Here is a 19,118-nt window from a genome sequence, read left to right on the forward strand (position 1 = left end):
GCACCCGCCTCAGGGGATCGGCACCGCCCGGTCCGCTCCGAGGCGCTTCATGACCATGGTCGAAGTGAGCCGCTGCACGCCCGGCAGGGCCCCGAGGGTGTTGTCGTAGAGCTCCTGGTAGGCACTCATGTCGCGGGTGAGGATGCGCAGCATGTAGTCGGGGTCGCCGAACAGGCGCTGGGCCTCGACCACCGCGGGGATCGCCACGACCGCCTCCTCGAACGCCACGATCGTGTCCTTGTCGGTGCGTCCGATCGTCACGAACACGATGGCCTCGAACGTGAGGCCGACGGCTGCGGGCGCGACGACCGCGCGGTATCGCTCGATCGCTCCGGACTGCTCCAGTTCCTTGAGTCGGCGATGGCACGCGGACAGGCTCAACCCGACCTGGGAGGCGAGGTGCGTCGCACTCATCCGTCCGTCATCCTGCAGCAGGGAGAGGATCTCCCGGTCAAGTGCGTCCATGGTGACAATTCTTGCAGGTGAAGGGCGCGATCACCCGAAGAATCGGAGCACCTTTCGCGTGATCCTTCGTAGTCTCTTCCTCGGATTGAGGAGGACCGATGGATATCGCTCTGGTCATGCAGTTCTGGGTGGTCGCCGTGATGCTGGCGCTGACCCCCGGAGCGGACTGGGCGTATGCGATCTCCGCCGGCCTGCGCGCCCGCTCGATCGCGCCTTCCATCCTCGGGATGATCGCCGGGTACACCGTCGTGATCGTCGCCGTCGCGCTCGGTCTCGGAGCGCTGGTCACCGCGTATCCGGTAACCCTCACGACCCTGACCGTGATCGGCGCGCTCTATCTGATCTTCCTCGGTGCGACGTCGCTGGCCACACGCCCTGCGCCGATCGCGGAGAGCGGCGAACCGGTCGCCACCGGGGGGTGGGGGCAGTTCCTGCGGGGATCCGGTGTGAGCGGGATCAACCCGAAGGGGCTCCTGCTGCTGCTCGCCCTGTTGCCGCAGTTCACGAGCCCGCACGGCTGGCCGTCGACGACACAGATGCTCGCCCTCGGCGGCTTGCACCTGTTCAACATCGCGATCGTCTACACGACAGTGGGGCTGCTCGCCCGTCGTCTCCTGCGCACCCGGCCGCGTGCGAGCTCTGTGGTCACCCGGATCGCGGGCATCGCCATGACCGTCATCGGCGTCGGCATCCTCGCGGAGCAGGTGATCGAGTGGCTGTGAGCGCCTACGTCTCTCTCCCGTCGATGCCGTCTTTTCTCTGGTCGATACCGTCTGCGATCTCGACCTGCCGCAGTAGCGTCGGAGGGAGGGCGGCGATCGGCGGGAGAAGAGGGGCTTCATGACTTCCAATGGACGGACGAACGCGGCTCTGCAATTGCTGCTGCCGGCGTTCCTGCTCGGGGCGATCATCGCGATCTCCTTCCTCGAAGCCCCGTTGAAGTTCCTCGCGCCCGGCGTCACGATCCCGATCGGTCTCGGCATCGGTCGACTCGTCTTCACCGCGCTGAACGTGCTCGCGGGTGTCGTCCTGGTCGTGCTCACAGCCGTGAGTGCCCGGGCGAAGGCCGGACGCACGACCCTGGTGATCCTCGGTGTGATCTGGCTGGTGTTCCTTCTCGAGATCGCCGTCATCCGCCCGGTGCTCAACCGGCGCAGCGATCTGGTGATCGCCGGGGCCGAGGCGCCGGGCACGAATTGGGCGCACTATGCGTACATCGCCGCCGACGTGGCGATCATCGGGCTCCTCATCGCATTGGTCGTCGTCACCGTGCGGCGGGTCCTGCCGTCGGAAGCGCGATAGTCGACCGCTCCGCACCTCTTCCGAAAGCCCACGCATTCCGATCTATCGGCATACAGATTCCCTGAACGCGGCCACCTCCATCACGGCAGTGAAATGTTGAATGTTGCCGGCCGGATCCTGGCCGGACATCAACCGGAGGAACACCATGAAACTGAAGAACCGAATCGCCGCTACCGGCATCACCATCGCCGTGGCCGCGGGTGTCGCGCTCATCGGCGCACCGGCCGCCAACGCTGCCGAAGCCCAGGTCGACAACTACGGAGCCGTGAACTACCCCTTCGCGCCGAGCGATGACACGAGCGTCGGCCAGGCGGGAATCGGCTGGGTGCGACTTGCCGACGGCACGCTGGGCCAGGAGTCCGAGCAGACCTTCGGATCGGCCGCGAAGGTCACTCTCGACGACAACGTCGATGTGGTCCAGGCCGGAGAGAAGGTGCGCATCACGGTCACCGCGACCAACCGCTCCAGCTTCACTCGCCTGATCTCCACGGCGATCCCGACGGCCTACGGTCTGACCGTGACCGGTGCCGAATCGTCCCTCGGCGAGCCAATCGTCAGCAGCAGCCATGTCTTCGCCTCCTTCGGCGAGCTGGAGCCGGGCGAGACCGGCACGGCGGTCATCACGGCCGAGGTCGGTGACGTCGCCCCCGGAACCACTCTGCAGACCCGCGCCTACGTCTATCAGGACCTCTCGGGTCCGATGTCGCAGATCAGCGACACGAACACCGTCATCGGCTGAATCGGCCGCTGACACGTGCGGTGGGTTCTTCGGAATCCACCGCATTTCGCTGTTCGGTCAGGGGCGGACGCGGACCGTGCGTCCCTCGAAGGTCACCAGGTCGCCGTCGCGCAGCTGACGCCCGCGTCGGCGATCGACCTCGCCGTTCACGGTGACGTATCCGTCGATGATCACCTCTTTGGCGTCGCCGCCGGAATCGAGGAGGCCGGCGAATTTGAGGAACTGCCCGAGGCGGATCACCTCACCGCCGATGGAGATGTCGTCGATCGGTGCGGAGTTCGTCATCCTTGAATGCTAATCGCACGAGGCGCGGGCCGGAGGAACTCGTCGAAGTCGACCAGGAAGCGGGTGATCATCTCCTGCTCCTCGCTGTCGAGCTCGCGCGAGGGCGCGCGGCAGGTCGCCGATCGAAGGAGGCCGCGCTGTGCGGAGATCTCCTTCTCCGCCGCGATGATGAGTTCGACCGACTGCATCCAATACGAGATGTAAGGGAGGAGCCGCGCGTGCAGTGCCGCCGCCCGCTGGCGATCACCGTTCTCCCATGCGTCGCAGATGGCGAGGTAGATCTCGGGGAACGACGAACCGGGTTGCACACCGACCGCCCCGCGGCGCAGCGCATCGATGAGCTGGACGCCGGCGTAGCCGACGAGGCAGGAGAGACCGGGGGCCGCCTCGCGCAGCGCCGAGATGAGCTGGCCGGGTGGAACGGATTCCACCTTCACTTGCACGAGGTTCGGGTGGGCTGCTGCCAGCTCGGCGATGACGGCCGCATCGAGCGCCGTGCCTGTCTGAGCCGGAGCGTATTGGAGGATCGCCGGGGTCGATCCGGTCGTGTCGAGGATCGCACCGATATGCGCGCGAACGGCCGTGCGACTGGGGCTCTGGGTGTGGGGCGGAAGGATGTTGATCATGTCGGCGCCCTGCTCGACGGCGCGGCGAGCACGCTCCACTGCGACCACAGTGGCGTGGTCGGGCACCGAGACCACCACGACGATGCCGTGCCGGTGCGCCTCGTCGAGGAGTGCCCCGGTGAGTTCATCGCGCTCGAGGTCGGTCAGCTTGTAGAACTCGCTCGCGAAGCCGGGGTACATCACGCTTCGCACTCCCGCATCCGCAAGCGAGCGCACGAGGTGGCGGAGCGACTCGACGTCGATCCGCCCATCGTTGGTGAATGGCGTTTCGACGACGGGGCAGACGCCCTCGATGCGTGTGTTCATCACGGCGGGACTCCTTCGGGTGGGTCAGAACGGGCTGCGCGAGGGCTCGTCGCCGCTGGAGCCGACGAGGAAGTCGAGGTCGACGCCCTGATCGGCCTGGAGCACGTGGTCGGCGTAGAGCCGGGTCCAGCCGCGTGTGCTCGCGACCACCGGAGCCGGAAGCTCGGCACGCCGCCGCTCGAGCTCGGCGTCGTCGACGAGCATGTCGATCGATCTCCCTGCGACATCCAGCCGCACGAGGTCTCCGGTGCGGATCAGTGCGAGCGGACCGCCGGCTGCCGACTCCGGCGCGACGTGCAGCACGCACGCGCCGTATGCCGTGCCGCTCATGCGCGCATCCGAGATCCGCACGAGATCGCCCACTCCCTGGTCGAGCAGTTTCTTCGGGAGGGGAAGGTTGCCGACCTCGGGCATGCCGGGGTAGCCGCGGGGGCCGCAGCCGCGCACGACGAGCACGGTGTCGGCGGTGACGTCGAGGTCGGGGTCTCCGGCCACGGCGAGGTATGACTCGAGGTCGTCGAAGACGAGTGCCGGGCCCGTGTGGTCGAGAAGGTGCGGCTCGGCGGCGCTCACCTTGATCACGGCGCCGTCGGGCGCGAGGTTGCCGCGCAGCACGGCGGTGCCCGACCCCGCGGGCTGTACAGGGTTCGACAGTGGACGGATGACCTCGGGGTCGTCGTTGCGGGCCGAGGCGACGTTCTCGCCCAGGGTCCGACCCGTCACCGAAGGCGCGCCGGTGTGGAGCAGGTCGCCGAGCTCCTTCATCAAGGCGGGGACCCCGCCGGCGTACGCGAACTCCTCCATCAGGAATCGCCCGCTCGGCATGAGGTCGACCAGCAGTGGGATGGCGTGGCTGAACTCGTCGATGTCGTCGAGCGAGAGCGGCACCCCGAGCCGTCCGGCGATGGCCAGCAGGTGCAGCACGGCGTTCGTCGATCCGCCGCACGCGGCGTTGACGACGAGGGCGTTCTCGATCGCCTCCCGGGTCATGATCATCGAGGGACGCAGGCCTTCGAGGGCGAGTTCGACGGCGCGGGCTCCGGTGTCCTCGGCGAGGACCAGCCGCCGCGAGTCGACGGCGGGAAGGGCGGCGCCACCGGGCAGCTGCATCCCCAGCGCCTCGGTGATGCTCGCCATCGTCGAGGCCGTGCCCATGGTCATGCAGTGGCCGGCGGAGCGGTTCAGGCAGCTCTCGAACTCGGTGAACTCCTCCTGGGTCACGTCGCCTGCTCGCAGCGCCTCGGTCATCCGCCAGATGTCGGTGCCGCTGCCTACCGGGCGCCCGCGGAACCGGCCGTTCAGCATCGGGCCGCCGGTGAGCACGATCGAGGGGATGTCGACGCTCGCGAGGGCCATCAGGGCTGCCGGGGTCGTCTTGTCGCAGCCGGTGAGGACCACGACGGCGTCGAGGGGGTTCGCGCGGCAGAGCTCTTCGAGCTCCATCGCCATCATGTTGCGGTAGATCATCGACGACGGGCGCATGAACGATTCGCCGAGCGAGAGCACGGGAAACTCGAGTGCCGTGCCGCCTGCCTGCTGGATGCCGCGGCGGGCCGCGTCGGCGAGCCCCTTCAGGTGGATGTTGCAGGGCGTGAGCTCCGACCAGGTGTTCGCGATACCGATGACAGGGCGCCCGTCGAATTGCCGGCCGGACAGGCCGGACTGTCGGAGATGATGGCGAGCGATGAAGCCGTTCTTGCCCCTCTCGCCCAGCCAGGATCGAGACCGCAGCGGGCTGCGTCCGATGTTCTCGGCGTTCATGCTGTCACTCGTCTCGGCCGCACAGTCGTTCTCCATTGATCGATGTCGGGGTGCTGGCGTGTGCCTGGCGCCATCGGGAATCTCGAAAACGCAACATTCGTTGCGTTGTCGTTGATTAGGCATATTATATGTTTACCCGCCCGAGAGCGGATCACATCCCCCGGCACAGCCGCCGGAGTATCGAAGAAGATAAGGATCGCTGATGAAGCAGCATGCAGCTCGCCCCACTTGGTTCCGGCTCGCCGCCGTCGGGGTCACGGCATTCACCATCGCGGCGCTCGCCGCCTGTTCCTCCGGCCAGGAGACGGCCGGACCCGCAGATTCGGGCGGAACCAAGGACGGCACGCTCACGATCGCCCTGTTGCAGAAGCAGGGCGACCAGCAGTACTTCATCGACGAGGCCACCGGCGCGAAGGACGCGGCGAAAGATGCCGGCGATGTCACGATCAACGTCGTCGATCTGGGCACCGATGCCAACAAGGCGATCTCCGAGGTGGAGGCCGCCATCGCGCAGCAGGTCGACGGCATCATCATCGTCGTTCCCGACGGGAAGATCGGCCCGCAGGTGATCCAGCTCGCGAACGAGGCCGGCATCCCGATCATGGCGGCCGACGACCCGATCGAGGACGCTGCCGGTGTCGCCGCCGCGTTCACCGGGTTCGACGGCGCATCGATGGGCGAGAAGGTCGGCGCTGAAGCCGCACGCCTGTACCAGGAGGCCGGATGGACGGCAGCCGACACCCGCATCCTCTCGGCCTACCGCCAGGACCAGCCGAACTGCGTCGAGCGGATCGAGGGTGCCGCTTCCGCCTTCGCCGACGCCGTCCCCGACGGTCCTGAGGTCATCGACATCGGCACCGACAACTCGGCCACCGACGCCCAGGACAAGGCCGGAGCCGTGATCACGGCGAACGCCGGCGTCAAGCACTGGGTCGTCTGGGGCTGCAACGACGAGAACGAGACCGGCGTCGTGACGGCGCTGCAGAACTCGGGCGTCGCATCCACCGACATCGCCGGCGTCGGACTCGGCGCCTACCTGACCTGCAAGGACTGGAATGCCGGACAGGAGACCGGCAACAAGTCGGCACTGTTCATCTCCGGCGTCGAGGTCGGCAAGGCGGCCGTCGGCTCGATGATCGCGCTGCTGCGCGACGGAACCGAGCTTCCTCCCAAGACGGTCGCGAACACGGAGATCGTCGACGCGAGCAACTGGGAGGCGAAGGGCGTGGTCTGCACCTGATCGTCTGAACACATGGGGGCGATCCGACGGATCGCCCCCGCGTCATGACCGTGACGACAGAAAGGTGATGAGGAAGTGTCGGAAGAGTCGATCGTTTTGCAGGCCGTTGGTGTCGCGAAGAACTTCGGCGTCGTGCGGGCCCTCCGCGGCGTCGAGCTGGAACTGCGCGCTGGTGAGGTCACCGCGCTGATGGGCGAGAACGGGGCGGGCAAGTCGACGCTCCTGAAGATCCTCAACGGGGACTACCGCCCCGACGAGGGCGAGCTGCGCATCGACGGAGAAGCCGTGCACTTCTCGGATCCGGCCGATGCGCGTGCTGCCGGTCTGCGCGTCATCGCGCAGGAACCGGAGATCATCCCGTGGGTCTCGGTCGCCGAGAACATCTACGTCGGCGCTCTCGGCGGTCTCGCGTATCGTCGTGGCGACGTGCTGAAGCGGGCGCGCGAAGAGCTGACCCGCTGGGGTTTCCATCGTGTGATCAAGGCGGAGACGCTCGGATCGGAGCTCTCGCCGGCACAGCGGCAGATCGTGGAGATCATGCGCGCGGTGATCACGCGCCCGAAGATCATGTGCTTCGACGAGCCCACATCGTCCCTCGGTGACGAGGAGGTGTCGCTGCTGTTCGCGCTGATCAAGAAGCTGCAGAGCGAGGGCGTCGCGATCGCCTACGTCTCGCATCGGATGGGCGAGATCTTCCAGCTCGCCGACCGGATCACCGTCCTGCGTGACGGCGCGTTCGTCGGCACGAAGCTGGTCGGCGAGACCGACCACGACGAACTCGTGCGGATGATGGTGGGGCGTGACCTCACCCAGTTCTTCCACCGCGAGCCCGCAGCCCTCGGCGATGTCGTCCTCGAACTCGCCGGCGTCTCCAATCAGCACGTCAGCGACATCTCCCTCACCGTCCGTGAGGGCGAGGTGGTGGGCATAGCGGGGCTGGTCGGTGCGGGACGCAGCGAGTTGATGAAGACGATCGCGGGCGACTTCGTCGTGCACTCGGGCGAGATCCGCGTGCAGGGCAAGCGCCGTCGCATCCGCCAGCCCGCCGACAGCATCAGGGCCGGCATCGGATTCGCACCCGAGGAGCGCAAGGCCGAGGCCCTGCTGCTCGAACGTTCGGTGCGGGACAATGCGGCGCTCGTCGTGCTCCGTCAACTCTCGCGCTGGATCTTCGTGAAGGATCGCGCCGAGCGCGCGCTCGCGCAGGAGTACGTGGATGCGCTTCGCATCCGCACGCCCTCCACCGATCAGCTCGTCGGGAAGCTCTCCGGCGGCAATCAGCAGAAGGTGGTGCTGGCGCGCTGGCTGGCGACCAAGCCCAAGCTGCTCCTCCTCGACGAGCCCACCCGTGGCATCGACGTCGGAGCGAAGTCCGAGATCTACGCGATCATCGACCGCCTCGCCCACGAAGGCGTCGCAGTGATCGTCGTCTCCAGCGAGCTCCCCGAGATCCTGGGCGTCTCCGACCGCATCTACGTCATGGCGGGCGGGCGCATCAGCGGTGAGCTGTCGCGCGCCGAGGCCACTGAAGAGAACATCCTGGCGCTCGCGATGGACGAAGAGGCCGCCGCATGAGCATCGATTCCCGAAAGGAAACATCGACCGTGACCACCACCGCCGCGAACACCACATCAGTGGAGACGCAGCCCCTCTCACCGGTCCGGCGCGTCATCGCCGCGATCGGTGTGCAGAACCTCTCCCTCATCCTCGCGATCGCCGTCGTCGTCGCGATCATCGGCATCCAGAACCCATTGTTCTTCGGGGTGCAGAACCTCAAGGTCATCGGAACGGCGATCTCGATCATGGGTCTGCTCGCCGTGGTGCAGACCATCGTGATCATCCTCGGCGCGCTCGACATCTCGGTCGGGTCGATCGCCGGTCTCACCTCCGTCACCTCGGCGATGATCTTCACCGTCGCAGGACCCGCGATCGGGGTGGTCGGCGCCGTCGCCATCGGCGTGCTGTGCGGTCTGATCAACGGCTGCATCATCGTGTTCGGCCGGGTGAACCCGGTGATCGCGACACTGGCGACGCTCGCGGCCTTCAAGGGGATCTCGCAGCTGCTCTCCGACGGACGTGCGCAGGGCTACACGGGCGCCGACCCGTTCTTCATCTTCCTGGCGCGAGGGGCGATCATCGGCATCCCGACCCTCATCTGGGTGCTCGTGATCGTCGCGGTGCTCGCGCACATCGTGCTGCGGTACACCTCGATCGGCCGGAACATCTACGCTGTCGGCGGCAACAACATCGCCTCCCGCCTGGCCGGCATCAACATCAACCGCTACATCATCGGCGTCTACATGGTCACCGGGGCGATCGCCGCGGTAGCCGGCATCCTCATCACCGCGCGCACGGGATCGGGGCAGCCGATCTCCGGTTCCGAGGGGCTCGAGCTGCAGGCCATCACGGCCGCGGCGCTCGGTGGCGCGGCGCTGAAGGGCGGCAAGGGAACCATCGCCGGGACGATTCTCGCGGTCGTGCTCCTCGGCGTGCTGACCAACGGCATGACCCTGCTCGGGGTGAACACGTTCTGGCAGAACGTCGCCCAGGGCGCACTGCTCGTGATCGCGGTCGTGATCCAGCAGCTCCGCTCCGGCGAGCGGCGCATCGGCATCCCCGGATGATGCGCGTGGTGCGGGGCGGCGAGTCTGCTCCGCACCACGGCTTCGGGAGATCAGCCGATCTCCTCCAGATGCAACCACCAGGAGAGCGGCCGACCGGGGCCGACAGTCGGCGCCGCGCCTGCCTCGACGGCATCTGCGAGAGAGTCGTACGGCGTCAGCGCCGGCTCGATCGCGATCACCGGCGCGGAGGCGAAGGTGCCGGGGTCGATCCAGAGGGCGACGCAGGGGAGGGACTCTGCATCCCAGCTGACGCGCAGACCGGTTCGGTCGGGTCGACGCAGCACGATGCGATCGATCGGGGTGGTCGACCACCACTTCGCTCCGGCGAGCGAGTCGAGGAGCGCTGCCGGGTCGTTGTCCGCCTCGATGACCCGTGTCATGTCCGTCGGATAGACGCGCCGCCATGGAGCCGCCGCACCGAGTTCGATGATCGTGCCCGGGGTCCAGATGAACTGCGGATGCGCGGCCCACTGCACCGGGCGCACCTCGTCGGACGTGAGGGAGTAGTCGAGGCGCGCACCTGTGGAGTCGTGGTGGATGCGTCGGCGAAGCGTCATGCCGTCGACCTCGACCGCGTGCGATCCGCCGTCGCCCGCCCAGCGCCGGTTCCAGGCTTCGCCGTGATCGCCCCACTCCTCGAAGCCGTTGCCTCGCGGGACGCGGCAGGCGTCGATGGTCGGCAGCATCTCGTCCCAGCCGCCCAGCGAGGTGGCGGTGAAGTCCGTGGGCGTGCGCTCACCGACCGGCTGGTGCAGCCACTCCTCGGCGCCGCGCAGGCTGTTCGCTCTCGCACCGTCCGCCAGGTCGATGGCGCCGAACGAGAGTGCGGTCACAGAGAGTCTTCGTAGGAGCGGACGATGAGGTCGCCGGCGGTGCGGGCGGCCTGGTCGGCATCGCCCGCGGCGACGGCTGCGGCGAGCTCGCAGTGCAGATCGACGGCGACGGCCGAGATGCCGTGACTCGCGACCACCTGGATGCGGTCGTCGAGTGCCGCGCCGACCAGCGAGAGCAACTCGGCGATCAGGGGGTTGCCCGCCGCTTCGAACAGCGTCGCGTGGAAGTCGACATCTGCGGCCGTGAAGGCGTCGACATCTTCCGGCTCGAGCGCATCGCGCATCCGTTGAGAGGCGGCGACGAGACGTTCGGCGGTCGCGTCATTGCGGCGAAGGGCCGCAAGTCGAGAGGCCGTCGGTTCCACGGCCGAGCGCAGCTCCAGCAGATCCTGCCTGGCATCCTTGGCGTCCGGTCCGGAGAGTCGCCAGCGGAGCACGTCGACGTCGAGGGCGTGCCAGGCGTCATCGGCGAGCACGCGCGTGCCGACGTTCTGTCGAGCGACGATGAGCCCCTTCGCCTCGAGCACGCGCATGGTCTCCCTGACCACTGTGCGCGACACCCCGTACTGCTCGCCGAGCTCATCGAGCGGCAGTTGCGCGCCGGGGGCGATCTCATGGTGCACGATGCGGCGGCCGAGGTCGTCGACGAGCACGCCGTGCAGCCCGCGCCGGGCGGCCATCACGCGAACCTCGCGCTGTAGGCGCCGTCGACGGCCCAGTCGGCGCCGTTGACGTAGGACGCGGCTCTCGAGAGCAGGAAGCACACGACGGCCGCGATCTCCGACGGCTGCGCCGGACGCCCGGTCGGCTGGACCGCGAGCGTGGCGGCGAGCTCTTCCGGACGCTCGGCGAAGTGGGTCTCGGAGAGAGGGGTCCAGACGAGTCCGGGGGAGACGGCGTTCACGCGGACGCCCCGACCGGCGACGTCGAGGGCGAGCGAGCGGGTGAACCCCAGCTGCCCCGCCTTGGCTGCGGCGTAGGGGAACATCCCCGCCATGGTCATCTTGGAGTGGATGCTGGAGATCGAGACGATGGATCCGTGCTCGGCGGTGAGCATGACCGGAAGGACAGCCCGCGCACACAGCCAGGACGCCTTCAGGTCGAGGTCGAAGAAGTCGTCCCATTCGGCGACGCTCATGGTCGTGGGGTCGCTGTAGGCGTTGCGGCCGGCGTTGTTCACGAGACCGCTCGGTGCGCCGAGGGCCGTCGTCGCCTCCTCCACCCAGTGGGCGACTGCGGCTTCGTCGGTCACGTCGGCGACGGTGCCGTGCACGTCGAGGCCGTCTGCGGCGAGGGCGGCGACCGCGGCTTCGACGCGTGCGGGGTCGAGGTCGCAGAACGACACGGTCGCTCCCTGCTCGCGTGCGGTGCGGACGACGGCGTTGCCGATGCCCTGGGCGCCCCCGGTGACGAGGATCACTTCTCCTCGGAGAAGATCGGCACCGTTCATGCCGCCGCCCCTTCTCGGGAAGGTGCCACTGTCGTCATGCTCAACCCTCTGCTTCCTCGCATCGCCGACACCCGTCGGTGCGCATACTATGATAATAGTATTATCTCGCGTCGATTGCCCGGCGCCGGAGACATCTCAGCGAGGGAGCCGGATGCGCATCAGTCGGATCGAGACGTTCAGCGTGGCCCCGCGCTGGCAGTTCCTTCGCGTGGAGACCGACGACGGAGTGGTCGGTTGGGGCGAGCCTATCGTGGAGGGAAGCGCAGACGTCGTGGCTGCGGCGGTCGATTCCCTGTCCGAGATCCTCATCGGTTCCGACCCGACCCGCATCGAAGATCTGTGGCAGACGATGACCCGCGGCGGCTTCTACCGCGGCGGTCCTGAGCGCTCCTCCGCGATCTCCGGCATCGACCAGGCGCTGTGGGACATCCGCGGCAAAGCGCTGGGCGTGCCGGTGTACGACCTGCTGGGCGGACCGGTCCGCGACCGGATCAGGGCCTACGTGTGGGTCGGCGGAGACGATCCGGCCGAGGTCGCCGCGCAGGCGGCCGCCCGCGCCGCCGAGGGCTACACCGCTGTCAAGATGAACGCCTCCGGTCGGATGCGCCACCTCGAGTCGCGAGCCGCCGTGCAGGGCGTGGTCGACCGCGTCGAGTCAGCCACGGCGGCGATGGATGGTGGCGATGTCGCGATCGACGCACACGGTCGGTGGTCGGTCAGCGTCGCAAAGACCATGTGCCGGGCGCTCGAGGCCCACGTCGCACCGCTGTTCCTCGAAGAGCCGCTCGTCCCCGAACTCACCTACCGCCTCGACGGGCTGTGCGGCGGCACGTCGGTGGCGATCGCGACCGGAGAGCGCCTGTACTCACGGTGGGACTTCCGGTCGGCGCTCGAAGCCGGTATCGCGCTCGCCCAGCCCGATGTCTCACACGCCGGTGGCATCTCCGAGACCCGACGCATCGCCGCGCTCGCAGAGCTGCACGGGGTGGGGCTCGCACCGCACTCTCCGCTCGGACCGATCGCCCTGGCCGCCTGCCTCCAGGTCGACATCGCCAGCCCGAACGCGGTGCTGCAGGAATCCAGTCTCGGCGTCCACTACAACGAGGGTGCCGACCTGCTCGACTACCTCATCGACCCCGAACCGCTCACGGTGAAGGAAGGCTGGTTCGAGCGTCCGATGCGTCCGGGCCTGGGCATCGAGGTCGACGAGGCCGCCGTACGCAGGGCTGCCGGTGTGGGACTCTGGCGCTCGCCGTTGTGGCGTCACGATGATGGGAGCTTCGCCGAATGGTGACCAGACTCGAACCCGGCGACCGCGTCCGCAGCACCCGGATCGTGGCGATCGTGCGAGACCGCACCGGGGTGCACCTCCGCGCAGCGTGCGACACGCTCCTCGAAGCCGGGGTGTCCGTGCTCGAGGTGACGACCAACACTCCCGGTGCCGCAGGGGTCGTGGCGGATCTCATCGCTGCGGGCGCGACCGAGGTGGGCATGGGAACGGTGCGCACCGTCGAGCACGTGCGCCAGGCCGCCGACGCCGGAGCATCCTTCATCGTCACCCCAACGGTCTCGCTGCCGGTCGGGCTCGCCGCGCAGGAAGCGGGTATGCGTTGGTACCCCGGCGCTGCCACCCCGACCGAGATCGAGACGGCGTGGACCGCCGGTGCCACGGCCGTGAAGGTCTTCCCGGCCGGCGTCCTCGGGGGTGTGCGCTTCATCCGCGAGGTGCGCGCGCCGCTCGACGACATCCCGCTGATCCCCACCGGGGGTGTCCGCATCGACGACATCGCCGACTATCTGGCCACAGGTGCGCTCGCCGTCGGGATGGGGTCGCCCCTGCTTGGTGATGCCGTCGCGAGCGGCGACCTGAAAGGTCTCCGGGTACGAGCCGAGGCCGCGCTCGCCGCGGTGCGCGAGGCCACGCCCTGAACGACGACAGCACCCCCGGCGAAACGAGGGTGCTGCTAATCGGCCCGGCCGGCTCGGCTCAGTCGGTGTCGGTTCCGACGACCGCGAAGTCGACGCCGAAGTCGATGTCGATCGAACGGTTGTCCGACGTGAGGACGGAGGCGTCGTAGGGGCTCACGTCGTCGCCGTCGACATCGAGGTCGGTGATCATGCCTTCGGCCTCGGCGAGTGCCGCCGAGACGAGGGCGCGGATCGTCTCGTCGTCGAGCGTGAGCGCGGGGCCGGTGTCATCGCCGTCGGCCACATCGGTCGAGATGACGGATGCGGCGAGGTCCTTGTCGACACGGACCTCGGTCTCATCGCCCGCGGTCGTCGTGAGCTGCACCTCCCACGTACCGTCGCGCTTCGCATCGATCGAGGTGACCTCGCCGTCGGCGGCTCCGCGTGCGGCATCCGCGATCGTGATGAGTTCGTCGGCGGATGCCGTGCCGATGCCTGTCACCGGGCCGCGGCCGTTCGAGGGGGCGTCGCCGCGGTCGTCGCCGCGGTTGCCCTCACGCGGGGCGTGGTCATCCGCGTCGTCGTGGCGGGGACCGTCGGACATGGAGGAGCGGTCGTCGTCGCCGAACTCGTCGCCGATCGCGGCACCGACCGCGATGCCGCCGCCCGCCAGGACCACGGCTGCCGCGATGCCCCCGCCGATGAGCAGTGCGCGCTTGCGCCCGGGCTTCGGCGCGGGAGCCGCGGGAGCGGGCTCGGCGGTGGGGAACGTCGGGTGCTGCCCGGAACCTGCTGCCGTAGCAGCCGCATCCGGAGTCGGGGTCACCGGTACGGTCTGCGCATCCGGGGTGCCCTGTGCGGTCTGGTCGGGAGTCGGCGTCTGGTCGGGAGTGGGTGTCTTGTCGTCCATGTCTCGATGGTGCCGCGCAGGCGCTGAAGCCTCCCTGAAGCGTCCTGAAGACCTCTTCAGGAACCGGACTTCCGGCCGGTCAGGTGCTGAGGGGGAGGGCGAGGACGAAGCGTGCGCCGCCCCAGCGGGAGTCGTCGACCGTGAGGGTTCCCCGACTGCGGGTGGCGATGCCGCGGGCGATCGCGAGCCCCAGTCCGCTGCCTCCGGCGTCGCGGCTGCGGGCTTCGTCGAGGCGCACGAAGCGCTCGAAGATGCGGTCGCGTTCCTCGGCCGGCACCCCGGTGCCGTCGTCCTCGACCGTGACGAACACGTGGCCGTCGGACGGGATCACCCCGATCGCGATGCGTCCTCGGCTGTGGCGCGCAGCGTTGTCGGCGAGGTTGCGCATCAGTTGGCCGAGCAGCCGCGGGTCGCCGTGCACGCGCGCGGCGTGGATGCCCGAGCCGTCGACGTCGATCCCCGCTGCGCGGAGCCGACGCACTTCCCTGAGCGCGATGTCGTCGAGGTCGACCGCTTCGTCCAGCGTGCTCGCGCCCTCGTCGAGACGGGCGAGCAGCAGCAGCGATTCGACGATCCCCTGCAGACGCAGCCCTTCCTCCGACACGACCTCGGCGAGTTCGCCGATGCTCGTCACGTCGGGGTGGGCCTGGGCGAGCTCGGCGTGTTGACGGATCGTCGCGAGCGGGGATCGCAGTTCGTGCGAGGCATCCGAGACGAAGCGCCGTTGCGCGGTGGCCGCCGCGTCGAGTCGGTCGAGCATGCCGTTCATGGTGGTCGCGAGTGCGGCGATCTCATCCGCGGTCTCCGGCACCGGCACCCGCTGGTGCAGGCGCTCGGCGGTGATGCCGTCGACCTCTTCGCGGATGCGCTCGACCGGGCGGAGCGCGCGACCGACCACGAGCCAGGTGGTCACGGCCACGAGCAGCAGCAGCAGGGGGACCGCGACGGCGAGCAGCGTCGCGACCGTCGCGAGGGTCTCGGCATCGTCATCCATCGAGACGGCGAGCACCAGCGTCTGATCGCCGTCGATGTCTTCCGAGACCACTACGACGGTGTCGCCGTCGACGGTGGTCGTCTGCGGGTCGTCATCGGCGGGGAGCGGCGTCGAACCCAGCTTGTCGCGAGCCTCCTCGCTCGCCGCGCGTACCGACCCGTCCGGACCGAGGATCTGCAGGATCTCGTCGTCGAGCGCGTCCACGCCCTTGCCGCCCGGCCCACCGGCACGTTCGGCGAGCTCGCTGAGCCGCTGCTCCGCGGCGCGTTCGGTGCTGTCGTGGATGCTGGCGCTGAGGACGCCGTAGAACGAGAAGGCGCCGATGAGGAGTGCGACGGCCACGACGACGGTCGCTCCGAGCGTGGTCCTGCCGCGCACCGAGCGCCAGCCGCGGCTAGCCACCGTTCGCCGCCAGCCGGTAGCCCGCACCGCGGATGGTCTCGATGGCCTCGCGTCCGAAGGGCTTGTCGAGCTTGCGGCGCAGGTGTCCGACGTAGACCTCGACGATGTTGGGGTCGCCGTCGAAGTCGTCGTCCCAGACGCCGTCGATGAGAGCCCGCTTCGACAGCACCTGGCCGCGATGACGCATGAGGTACTCGAGCACCGAGAACTCCCGTGCGGTCAGGGTCACGGGCGTCTCCCCGCGCCAGACGCGGTGCGCGGCGGGGTCGAGTCGGAGATCGCCGGCTTCCAGAACGGCCGGACGGGCGACGGCACCGCGGCGCACGAGGGCCCGCAGGCGTGCGACGAGGATCGCGAACGAGAACGGCTTGGTGACGTAGTCGTCGGCGCCGGTCTCGAGCGCCTCCACCTGATCCCACTCGCCGTCCTTCGCCGTGAGCATCAGCACGGGCGTCCAGTTCTCCTCGGCCCGAAGCGCCTCGCACACCTTCCAGCCGCTCATGCCGGGCATCATGAGGTCGAGCACGATCGCGTCGTACCGTGTCTCGCGTGCGCGCCAGAGTCCGTCGACGCCGTTGTGCGCCACGTCGACGGCGAAGCCCTCGGCCTCGAGGCCGCGGCGTACGCCCTCGGCGAGACGCACCTCGTCGTCCACCACCAGGATCCGCATCCCTCCAGTGTGGTGGCTCCACGCTGAATCCGGGCTGAAGCGGTCGCCTCGCCATACTCCGACTCGAAGAAGTCAGTCGGCGAGAGCAGCCTGGATCTCACGGATCACTTCGCCGAGGGTGCCGGAGTCGAGCAGCCCGGGGCCGAGCGGGCCGGCGGAGTCGGTGCCGAGGGGCGGCAGGCGTCTGAGTGCGGTGGCGGCGTCGACGGAGAGCATGCGGAGCTGCCATCGCACCTCTTCGACACGTGCTCCGCGAGCATTCGGGTGGGCCAGCTCGACGGCCTTCGCGGCGTAGGCGGCTGCTCCGAGCGCGTGCGCGCCCATGTGTGCGACTCCTGCGGCCTGGGCTGCCGAGCGGGCTGCGGCGACTCCGGCGGGCGATGTGGCGCTGTGGGCAGCCCGGCCGGCGACGAAACGTCGACGGATCTCGCCCGCAGCCGTGAGCTCGTCCCGCGCGAACGCCCGTGCCCTGGCGATGGCGTCCCGGGCCCGAGCGTCGTCGGGCGCCTCGGCCTCGAACAAGGGCAGCACCCGCTCTGCGCAGTCAGCGGCCCACACCGCGACGGTGCGGCGGTCTGCGTCGGTCATGCCCTGTGGGGTCGTCATGCTCACCTCGCTCGGCGTTCGATGCGTGATCGTGCGGCCTCGTGCGCCTCGCGAAGAAGGGTGAGCACCGCATCCGCCGTCCGTTCCGCAGGGTTGATCACGCACACCCAACCGGACATGCCGTAGAGCGGATGCCGGTGGAACACGTCGGCCTCGGTCGGATCAGCGTCAGCATCCACGATCGACTCGGTCTGTGCGCGCCCGACGTGGATGTTCACCCGGAAGCGTCCTGGAGCGTTCAAGGCGGACGAGGTGTCGTCTGGGTAGTCCTTCGTGATGATCGTCCCGTACGGCTGGGTGCGCTCCGGCATCCGCCCATCGGGTGCGTAGTAGAGGTAGGCGTCTCCCCATGACAGCTCCGGAAAGTCGCTGCCTGCTTCGGGCTCGACGATCAGGACACCGTCGAGCCCGCGGACCGTCTCGATGATCTTCTGCATTTCCATCCTTCAATGGTGAGGTGGAAGTGCTTATCTGGACTTCTGTCCGTAAACGAAGGGGGAGAAGGTGCAAAACCCTCAAGAGGCGACATTCACGACGATGCAGCTCGGACGGCTCGCCGGATACTCGACTCAGCAGGTGCGCGACCTCGAGAGTCTCGGCGTCATCCCCGCGGCAGAGCGCGGTGCGAACGGGTATCGCCGGTATCGGATGCCGCATGTCACGGCCCTGCAGGCGTACCGCGCGATGGCAGCCGCGCTCGGCCCGGTGCCCGCCCGCCGGCTCATGCCGGACCTGATCGAGGGGACGCTCGAGCGAGCCGCCGAGCGGATCGACGATCTGCACGCGAACCTCTCCCGTGAGCGTTCTCGGGTGCGGGAGGCGCTGAGCGGACTCGATGTCGCCGTGGCCGAGGCCGACGACGTGTTCGCCGAGGAGGACGCGATGACGATCGGCGAACTCGCCCAGGCGCTGGGCATCCGTCCGTCGGCCTTGCGTCACTGGGAGCGCGAGGAGCTCGTGCATCCGCTGCGGGGTGCGGCGTCGACCCGTTCCTACGGTTCCGCCGCGATCACCGAGGCGCGGGTGGCAGCGGCTCTCCGCTCCGGCGGCTACCGCATTCCGGCGATCGCCCGCATCCTCGACGAGGTGCGCACGCACGGTCGCACCTCCGAAGTTCAGCGGATCCTCACGGAGAGGCTGGCCGACCTCACGCGCCGTAGCGTCGCCCTGCTCGGTACCGCGGGGCACCTGCACGACCTGCTCGCCGACCGTCTCCCCGGGGCGGGATCGTCGGTCACTCCCGAGCGCTGATCAGTGCGGCGAGCCGCTCGACGATCGGATTCGCGTCGAGCGGATCGGTGATGATCGCGGTGATCGCCTCGAACGGGAGGACAGGAAAGCGAGCGGCGGCACCGACCTTCTCTTCGCTGGCCAGCACCACGGTCTCCGTGCACCGCGAAGCGAGTGCCCGCTTCGTCACCGCGTCGTCGAGCTCACCCGTCGTGAGACCGTGCAGGGGATCGACGCCGGTCACGCCGAGGAAGAACACATCGGCGGCGAGGTGCTGGATGGCCTCCATCGCGAGTCCTCCGCCGGTGACCAGGGAGTGCCGGGTGAGCTCCCCGCCGATCATGACCACACGGGCGTCGGAGTGTTCGGCCACGGAGAGCGCGACGACGGGACTCGGGGTGATGACCGTGATGCCGGCGCCGGAGGGGAGCAGCCGAGCCATCGCGAGGGTCGTGGTCCCGGCGTCCAGCACGATCGTCGCTCCGGGACGGATGCGCGCGACGGCCGCACGTGCCACCCGCTCCTTGCTCTCGGTCGCGAGGCCGTGCCGGTCGCGCACCGGTCGTTCGGGCTCGGGGATCGGCAGGGCGCCGCCGTACACCCGCTGGAGCTTCCCCTCCTCGGCGAGTTCGCGGAGATCTCGGCGGATGGCGTCTTCCGACACTCCGAGCTCGTCGGCCACCGCTTTCGCGACGACGCGTCCGTCGCGGGCGAGAAGGTCGAGCAGGTGGTCCTTGCGTTGCGCAGCGAGCATTTGTTTCCTCACG

22 protein-coding genes are annotated in these 19,118 nt (G+C 68.8%); 9 read left to right on the forward strand and 13 right to left on the reverse strand.

The features are described from left to right. Nucleotides 1–9: 9 nt before the first annotated feature. Nucleotides 10–465, reverse strand: a complete 456-nt coding sequence (locus L687_RS29760) for an Lrp/AsnC family transcriptional regulator (RefSeq protein WP_021199448.1) — start codon at nt 463–465, stop codon at nt 10–12. A 98-nt stretch (nt 466–563) separates the two neighbouring features. Between L687_RS29760 and L687_RS29765 the strand changes: the two genes are divergently transcribed. From L687_RS29765 to L687_RS29775, 3 genes are all read left to right on the forward strand, one after another. Then, nucleotides 564–1,187, forward strand: coding sequence for a LysE family translocator (locus tag L687_RS29765; protein ID WP_021199449.1), 624 nt, complete (start codon nt 564–566; stop codon nt 1,185–1,187). Nucleotides 1,188–1,305: 118 nt separating this feature from the next. Then, nucleotides 1,306–1,767, forward strand: coding sequence for a hypothetical protein (locus L687_RS29770; protein ID WP_031207144.1), 462 nt, complete (start codon nt 1,306–1,308; stop codon nt 1,765–1,767). A 145-nt stretch (nt 1,768–1,912) separates the two neighbouring features. Further along, complete coding sequence (locus L687_RS29775; RefSeq protein WP_021199451.1) at nt 1,913–2,506, forward strand: hypothetical protein; 594 nt, start codon at nt 1,913–1,915, stop codon at nt 2,504–2,506. Between the two features lie 57 nt (nt 2,507–2,563). On the opposite strand, the gene L687_RS29780 is transcribed toward L687_RS29775, so the two are convergent. The 3 genes from L687_RS29780 to L687_RS29790 are packed head-to-tail and all read right to left on the reverse strand — an operon-like array spanning nt 2,564 to nt 5,484. After that, nucleotides 2,564–2,791 (reverse strand): RNA-binding S4 domain-containing protein, encoded by a 228-nt coding sequence (locus L687_RS29780; protein ID WP_021199452.1) that lies wholly within the window; start codon nt 2,789–2,791, stop codon nt 2,564–2,566. Next, on the reverse strand, nt 2,788–3,723 hold the full coding sequence (locus L687_RS29785) for a dihydrodipicolinate synthase family protein (RefSeq protein WP_021199453.1): 936 nt from the start codon (nt 3,721–3,723) through the stop codon (nt 2,788–2,790). Before L687_RS29785 ends, L687_RS29780 begins: the two co-directional genes overlap by 4 nt. 24 nt (nt 3,724–3,747) lie before the next feature. Next, nucleotides 3,748–5,484: an IlvD/Edd family dehydratase gene (locus tag L687_RS29790; RefSeq protein WP_031207145.1), complete on the reverse strand. Its 1,737-nt coding sequence runs from the start codon at nt 5,482–5,484 to the stop codon at nt 3,748–3,750. Nucleotides 5,485–5,686: 202 nt separating this feature from the next. Here L687_RS29790 and L687_RS29795 point away from each other — a divergent pair, with 202 nt between their 5' ends. The 3 genes from L687_RS29795 to L687_RS29805 all read left to right on the forward strand — a co-directional run bounded on the left by L687_RS29795 (nt 5,687) and on the right by L687_RS29805 (nt 9,348). Then, on the forward strand, nt 5,687–6,724 hold the full coding sequence (locus L687_RS29795; RefSeq protein ID WP_021199455.1) for a substrate-binding domain-containing protein: 1,038 nt from the start codon (nt 5,687–5,689) through the stop codon (nt 6,722–6,724). Nucleotides 6,725–6,799: 75 nt separating this feature from the next. Next, a complete protein-coding gene (locus tag L687_RS29800) occupies nt 6,800–8,299 on the forward strand; it encodes a sugar ABC transporter ATP-binding protein (protein WP_021199456.1) in 1,500 nt (499 codons plus the stop codon). Nucleotides 8,300–8,328: 29 nt separating this feature from the next. Next, nucleotides 8,329–9,348, forward strand: a complete 1,020-nt coding sequence (locus L687_RS29805) for an ABC transporter permease (RefSeq protein ID WP_046398922.1) — start codon at nt 8,329–8,331, stop codon at nt 9,346–9,348. Nucleotides 9,349–9,398: 50 nt separating this feature from the next. Here L687_RS29805 and L687_RS29810 read toward each other — a convergent pair whose 3' ends face one another. The 3 genes from L687_RS29810 to L687_RS29820 are packed head-to-tail and all read right to left on the reverse strand — an operon-like array spanning nt 9,399 to nt 11,631. Then, a complete protein-coding gene (locus L687_RS29810) occupies nt 9,399–10,181 on the reverse strand; it encodes a hypothetical protein (RefSeq protein WP_021199458.1) in 783 nt (260 codons plus the stop codon). Continuing rightward, on the reverse strand, nt 10,178–10,861 hold the full coding sequence (locus tag L687_RS29815; RefSeq protein ID WP_021199459.1) for a FadR/GntR family transcriptional regulator: 684 nt from the start codon (nt 10,859–10,861) through the stop codon (nt 10,178–10,180). The genes L687_RS29810 and L687_RS29815 overlap by 4 nt, the downstream gene beginning before the upstream one ends. Continuing rightward, nucleotides 10,861–11,631 (reverse strand): SDR family NAD(P)-dependent oxidoreductase, encoded by a 771-nt coding sequence (locus tag L687_RS29820; RefSeq protein WP_021199460.1) that lies wholly within the window; start codon nt 11,629–11,631, stop codon nt 10,861–10,863. Before L687_RS29820 ends, L687_RS29815 begins: the two co-directional genes overlap by 1 nt. 151 nt (nt 11,632–11,782) lie before the next feature. On the opposite strand from L687_RS29820, the gene dgoD reads away from it, so the two are divergent. Together dgoD and L687_RS29830 are read left to right on the forward strand one after the other, a co-directional pair. Beyond that, entirely contained in the window at nt 11,783–12,925 is a 1,143-nt protein-coding gene (gene dgoD, locus L687_RS29825) for a galactonate dehydratase (protein WP_021199461.1), read from the forward strand. Continuing rightward, the gene (locus tag L687_RS29830; RefSeq protein ID WP_021199462.1) at nt 12,919–13,560 is read left to right on the forward strand and encodes a bifunctional 4-hydroxy-2-oxoglutarate aldolase/2-dehydro-3-deoxy-phosphogluconate aldolase; all 642 of its coding nucleotides are present in this window, start codon (nt 12,919–12,921) and stop codon (nt 13,558–13,560) included. Before dgoD ends, L687_RS29830 begins: the two co-directional genes overlap by 7 nt. Nucleotides 13,561–13,618: 58 nt before the next feature. Here the strand turns inward: L687_RS29830 and L687_RS29835 are convergent, their stop codons facing one another. The 5 genes from L687_RS29835 to L687_RS29855 all read right to left on the reverse strand — a co-directional run bounded on the left by L687_RS29835 (nt 13,619) and on the right by L687_RS29855 (nt 17,564). Next, complete coding sequence (locus L687_RS29835) at nt 13,619–14,449, reverse strand: hypothetical protein (protein ID WP_021199463.1); 831 nt, start codon at nt 14,447–14,449, stop codon at nt 13,619–13,621. Between the two features lie 79 nt (nt 14,450–14,528). Next, nucleotides 14,529–15,845 (reverse strand): sensor histidine kinase, encoded by a 1,317-nt coding sequence (locus L687_RS29840; protein ID WP_031207154.1) that lies wholly within the window; start codon nt 15,843–15,845, stop codon nt 14,529–14,531. Further along, the gene (locus L687_RS29845) at nt 15,838–16,515 is read right to left on the reverse strand and encodes a response regulator transcription factor (RefSeq protein ID WP_021199465.1); all 678 of its coding nucleotides are present in this window, start codon (nt 16,513–16,515) and stop codon (nt 15,838–15,840) included. Before L687_RS29845 ends, L687_RS29840 begins: the two co-directional genes overlap by 8 nt. A gap of 72 nt (nt 16,516–16,587) precedes the next feature. Further along, nucleotides 16,588–17,121, reverse strand: a complete 534-nt coding sequence (locus L687_RS29850; protein WP_031207156.1) for a putative immunity protein — start codon at nt 17,119–17,121, stop codon at nt 16,588–16,590. Nucleotides 17,122–17,123: 2 nt separating this feature from the next. Further along, nucleotides 17,124–17,564 (reverse strand): DUF6194 family protein, encoded by a 441-nt coding sequence (locus L687_RS29855; RefSeq protein ID WP_031207158.1) that lies wholly within the window; start codon nt 17,562–17,564, stop codon nt 17,124–17,126. 61 nt (nt 17,565–17,625) lie between these two features. Here L687_RS29855 and L687_RS29860 point away from each other — a divergent pair, with 61 nt between their 5' ends. Continuing rightward, complete coding sequence (locus L687_RS29860; protein WP_031207160.1) at nt 17,626–18,372, forward strand: MerR family transcriptional regulator; 747 nt, start codon at nt 17,626–17,628, stop codon at nt 18,370–18,372. On the opposite strand, the gene L687_RS29865 is transcribed toward L687_RS29860, so the two are convergent. Next, entirely contained in the window at nt 18,356–19,105 is a 750-nt protein-coding gene (locus tag L687_RS29865) for a DeoR/GlpR family DNA-binding transcription regulator (RefSeq protein ID WP_021199469.1), read from the reverse strand. The genes L687_RS29860 and L687_RS29865 overlap by 17 nt on opposite strands. Nucleotides 19,106–19,118: the final 13 nt, after the last annotated feature.

Origin of the sequence: Microbacterium maritypicum MF109, assembly GCF_000455825.1 — a bacterium.
GTDB lineage: Bacteria > Actinomycetota > Actinomycetes > Actinomycetales > Microbacteriaceae > Microbacterium > Microbacterium maritypicum_A.

Bases quoted from the DNA above. Each gene is read 5' to 3' on its own strand.
- L687_RS29760 (WP_021199448.1), bottom strand. From the start codon at position 465: ATGGACGCACTTGACCGGGAGATCCTCTCCCTGCTGCAGGATGACGGA.
- L687_RS29765 (WP_021199449.1), top strand. From the start codon at position 564: ATGGATATCGCTCTGGTCATGCAGTTCTGGGTGGTCGCCGTGATGCTG.
- L687_RS29770 (WP_031207144.1), top strand. From the start codon at position 1,306: ATGACTTCCAATGGACGGACGAACGCGGCTCTGCAATTGCTGCTGCCG.
- L687_RS29775 (WP_021199451.1), top strand. From the start codon at position 1,913: ATGAAACTGAAGAACCGAATCGCCGCTACCGGCATCACCATCGCCGTG.
- L687_RS29780 (WP_021199452.1), bottom strand. From the start codon at position 2,791: ATGACGAACTCCGCACCGATCGACGACATCTCCATCGGCGGTGAGGTG.
- L687_RS29785 (WP_021199453.1), bottom strand. From the start codon at position 3,723: ATGAACACACGCATCGAGGGCGTCTGCCCCGTCGTCGAAACGCCATTC.
- L687_RS29790 (WP_031207145.1), bottom strand. From the start codon at position 5,484: ATGAACGCCGAGAACATCGGACGCAGCCCGCTGCGGTCTCGATCCTGG.
- L687_RS29795 (WP_021199455.1), top strand. From the start codon at position 5,687: ATGAAGCAGCATGCAGCTCGCCCCACTTGGTTCCGGCTCGCCGCCGTC.
- L687_RS29815 (WP_021199459.1), bottom strand. From the start codon at position 10,861: ATGGCCGCCCGGCGCGGGCTGCACGGCGTGCTCGTCGACGACCTCGGC.
- L687_RS29820 (WP_021199460.1), bottom strand. From the start codon at position 11,631: ATGAACGGTGCCGATCTTCTCCGAGGAGAAGTGATCCTCGTCACCGGG.
- dgoD (WP_021199461.1), top strand. From the start codon at position 11,783: ATGCGCATCAGTCGGATCGAGACGTTCAGCGTGGCCCCGCGCTGGCAG.
- L687_RS29830 (WP_021199462.1), top strand. From the start codon at position 12,919: ATGGTGACCAGACTCGAACCCGGCGACCGCGTCCGCAGCACCCGGATC.
- L687_RS29835 (WP_021199463.1), bottom strand. From the start codon at position 14,449: ATGGACGACAAGACACCCACTCCCGACCAGACGCCGACTCCCGACCAG.
- L687_RS29845 (WP_021199465.1), bottom strand. From the start codon at position 16,515: ATGCGGATCCTGGTGGTGGACGACGAGGTGCGTCTCGCCGAGGGCGTA.
- L687_RS29850 (WP_031207156.1), bottom strand. From the start codon at position 17,121: ATGACGACCCCACAGGGCATGACCGACGCAGACCGCCGCACCGTCGCG.
- L687_RS29855 (WP_031207158.1), bottom strand. From the start codon at position 17,564: ATGGAAATGCAGAAGATCATCGAGACGGTCCGCGGGCTCGACGGTGTC.
- L687_RS29865 (WP_021199469.1), bottom strand. From the start codon at position 19,105: ATGCTCGCTGCGCAACGCAAGGACCACCTGCTCGACCTTCTCGCCCGC.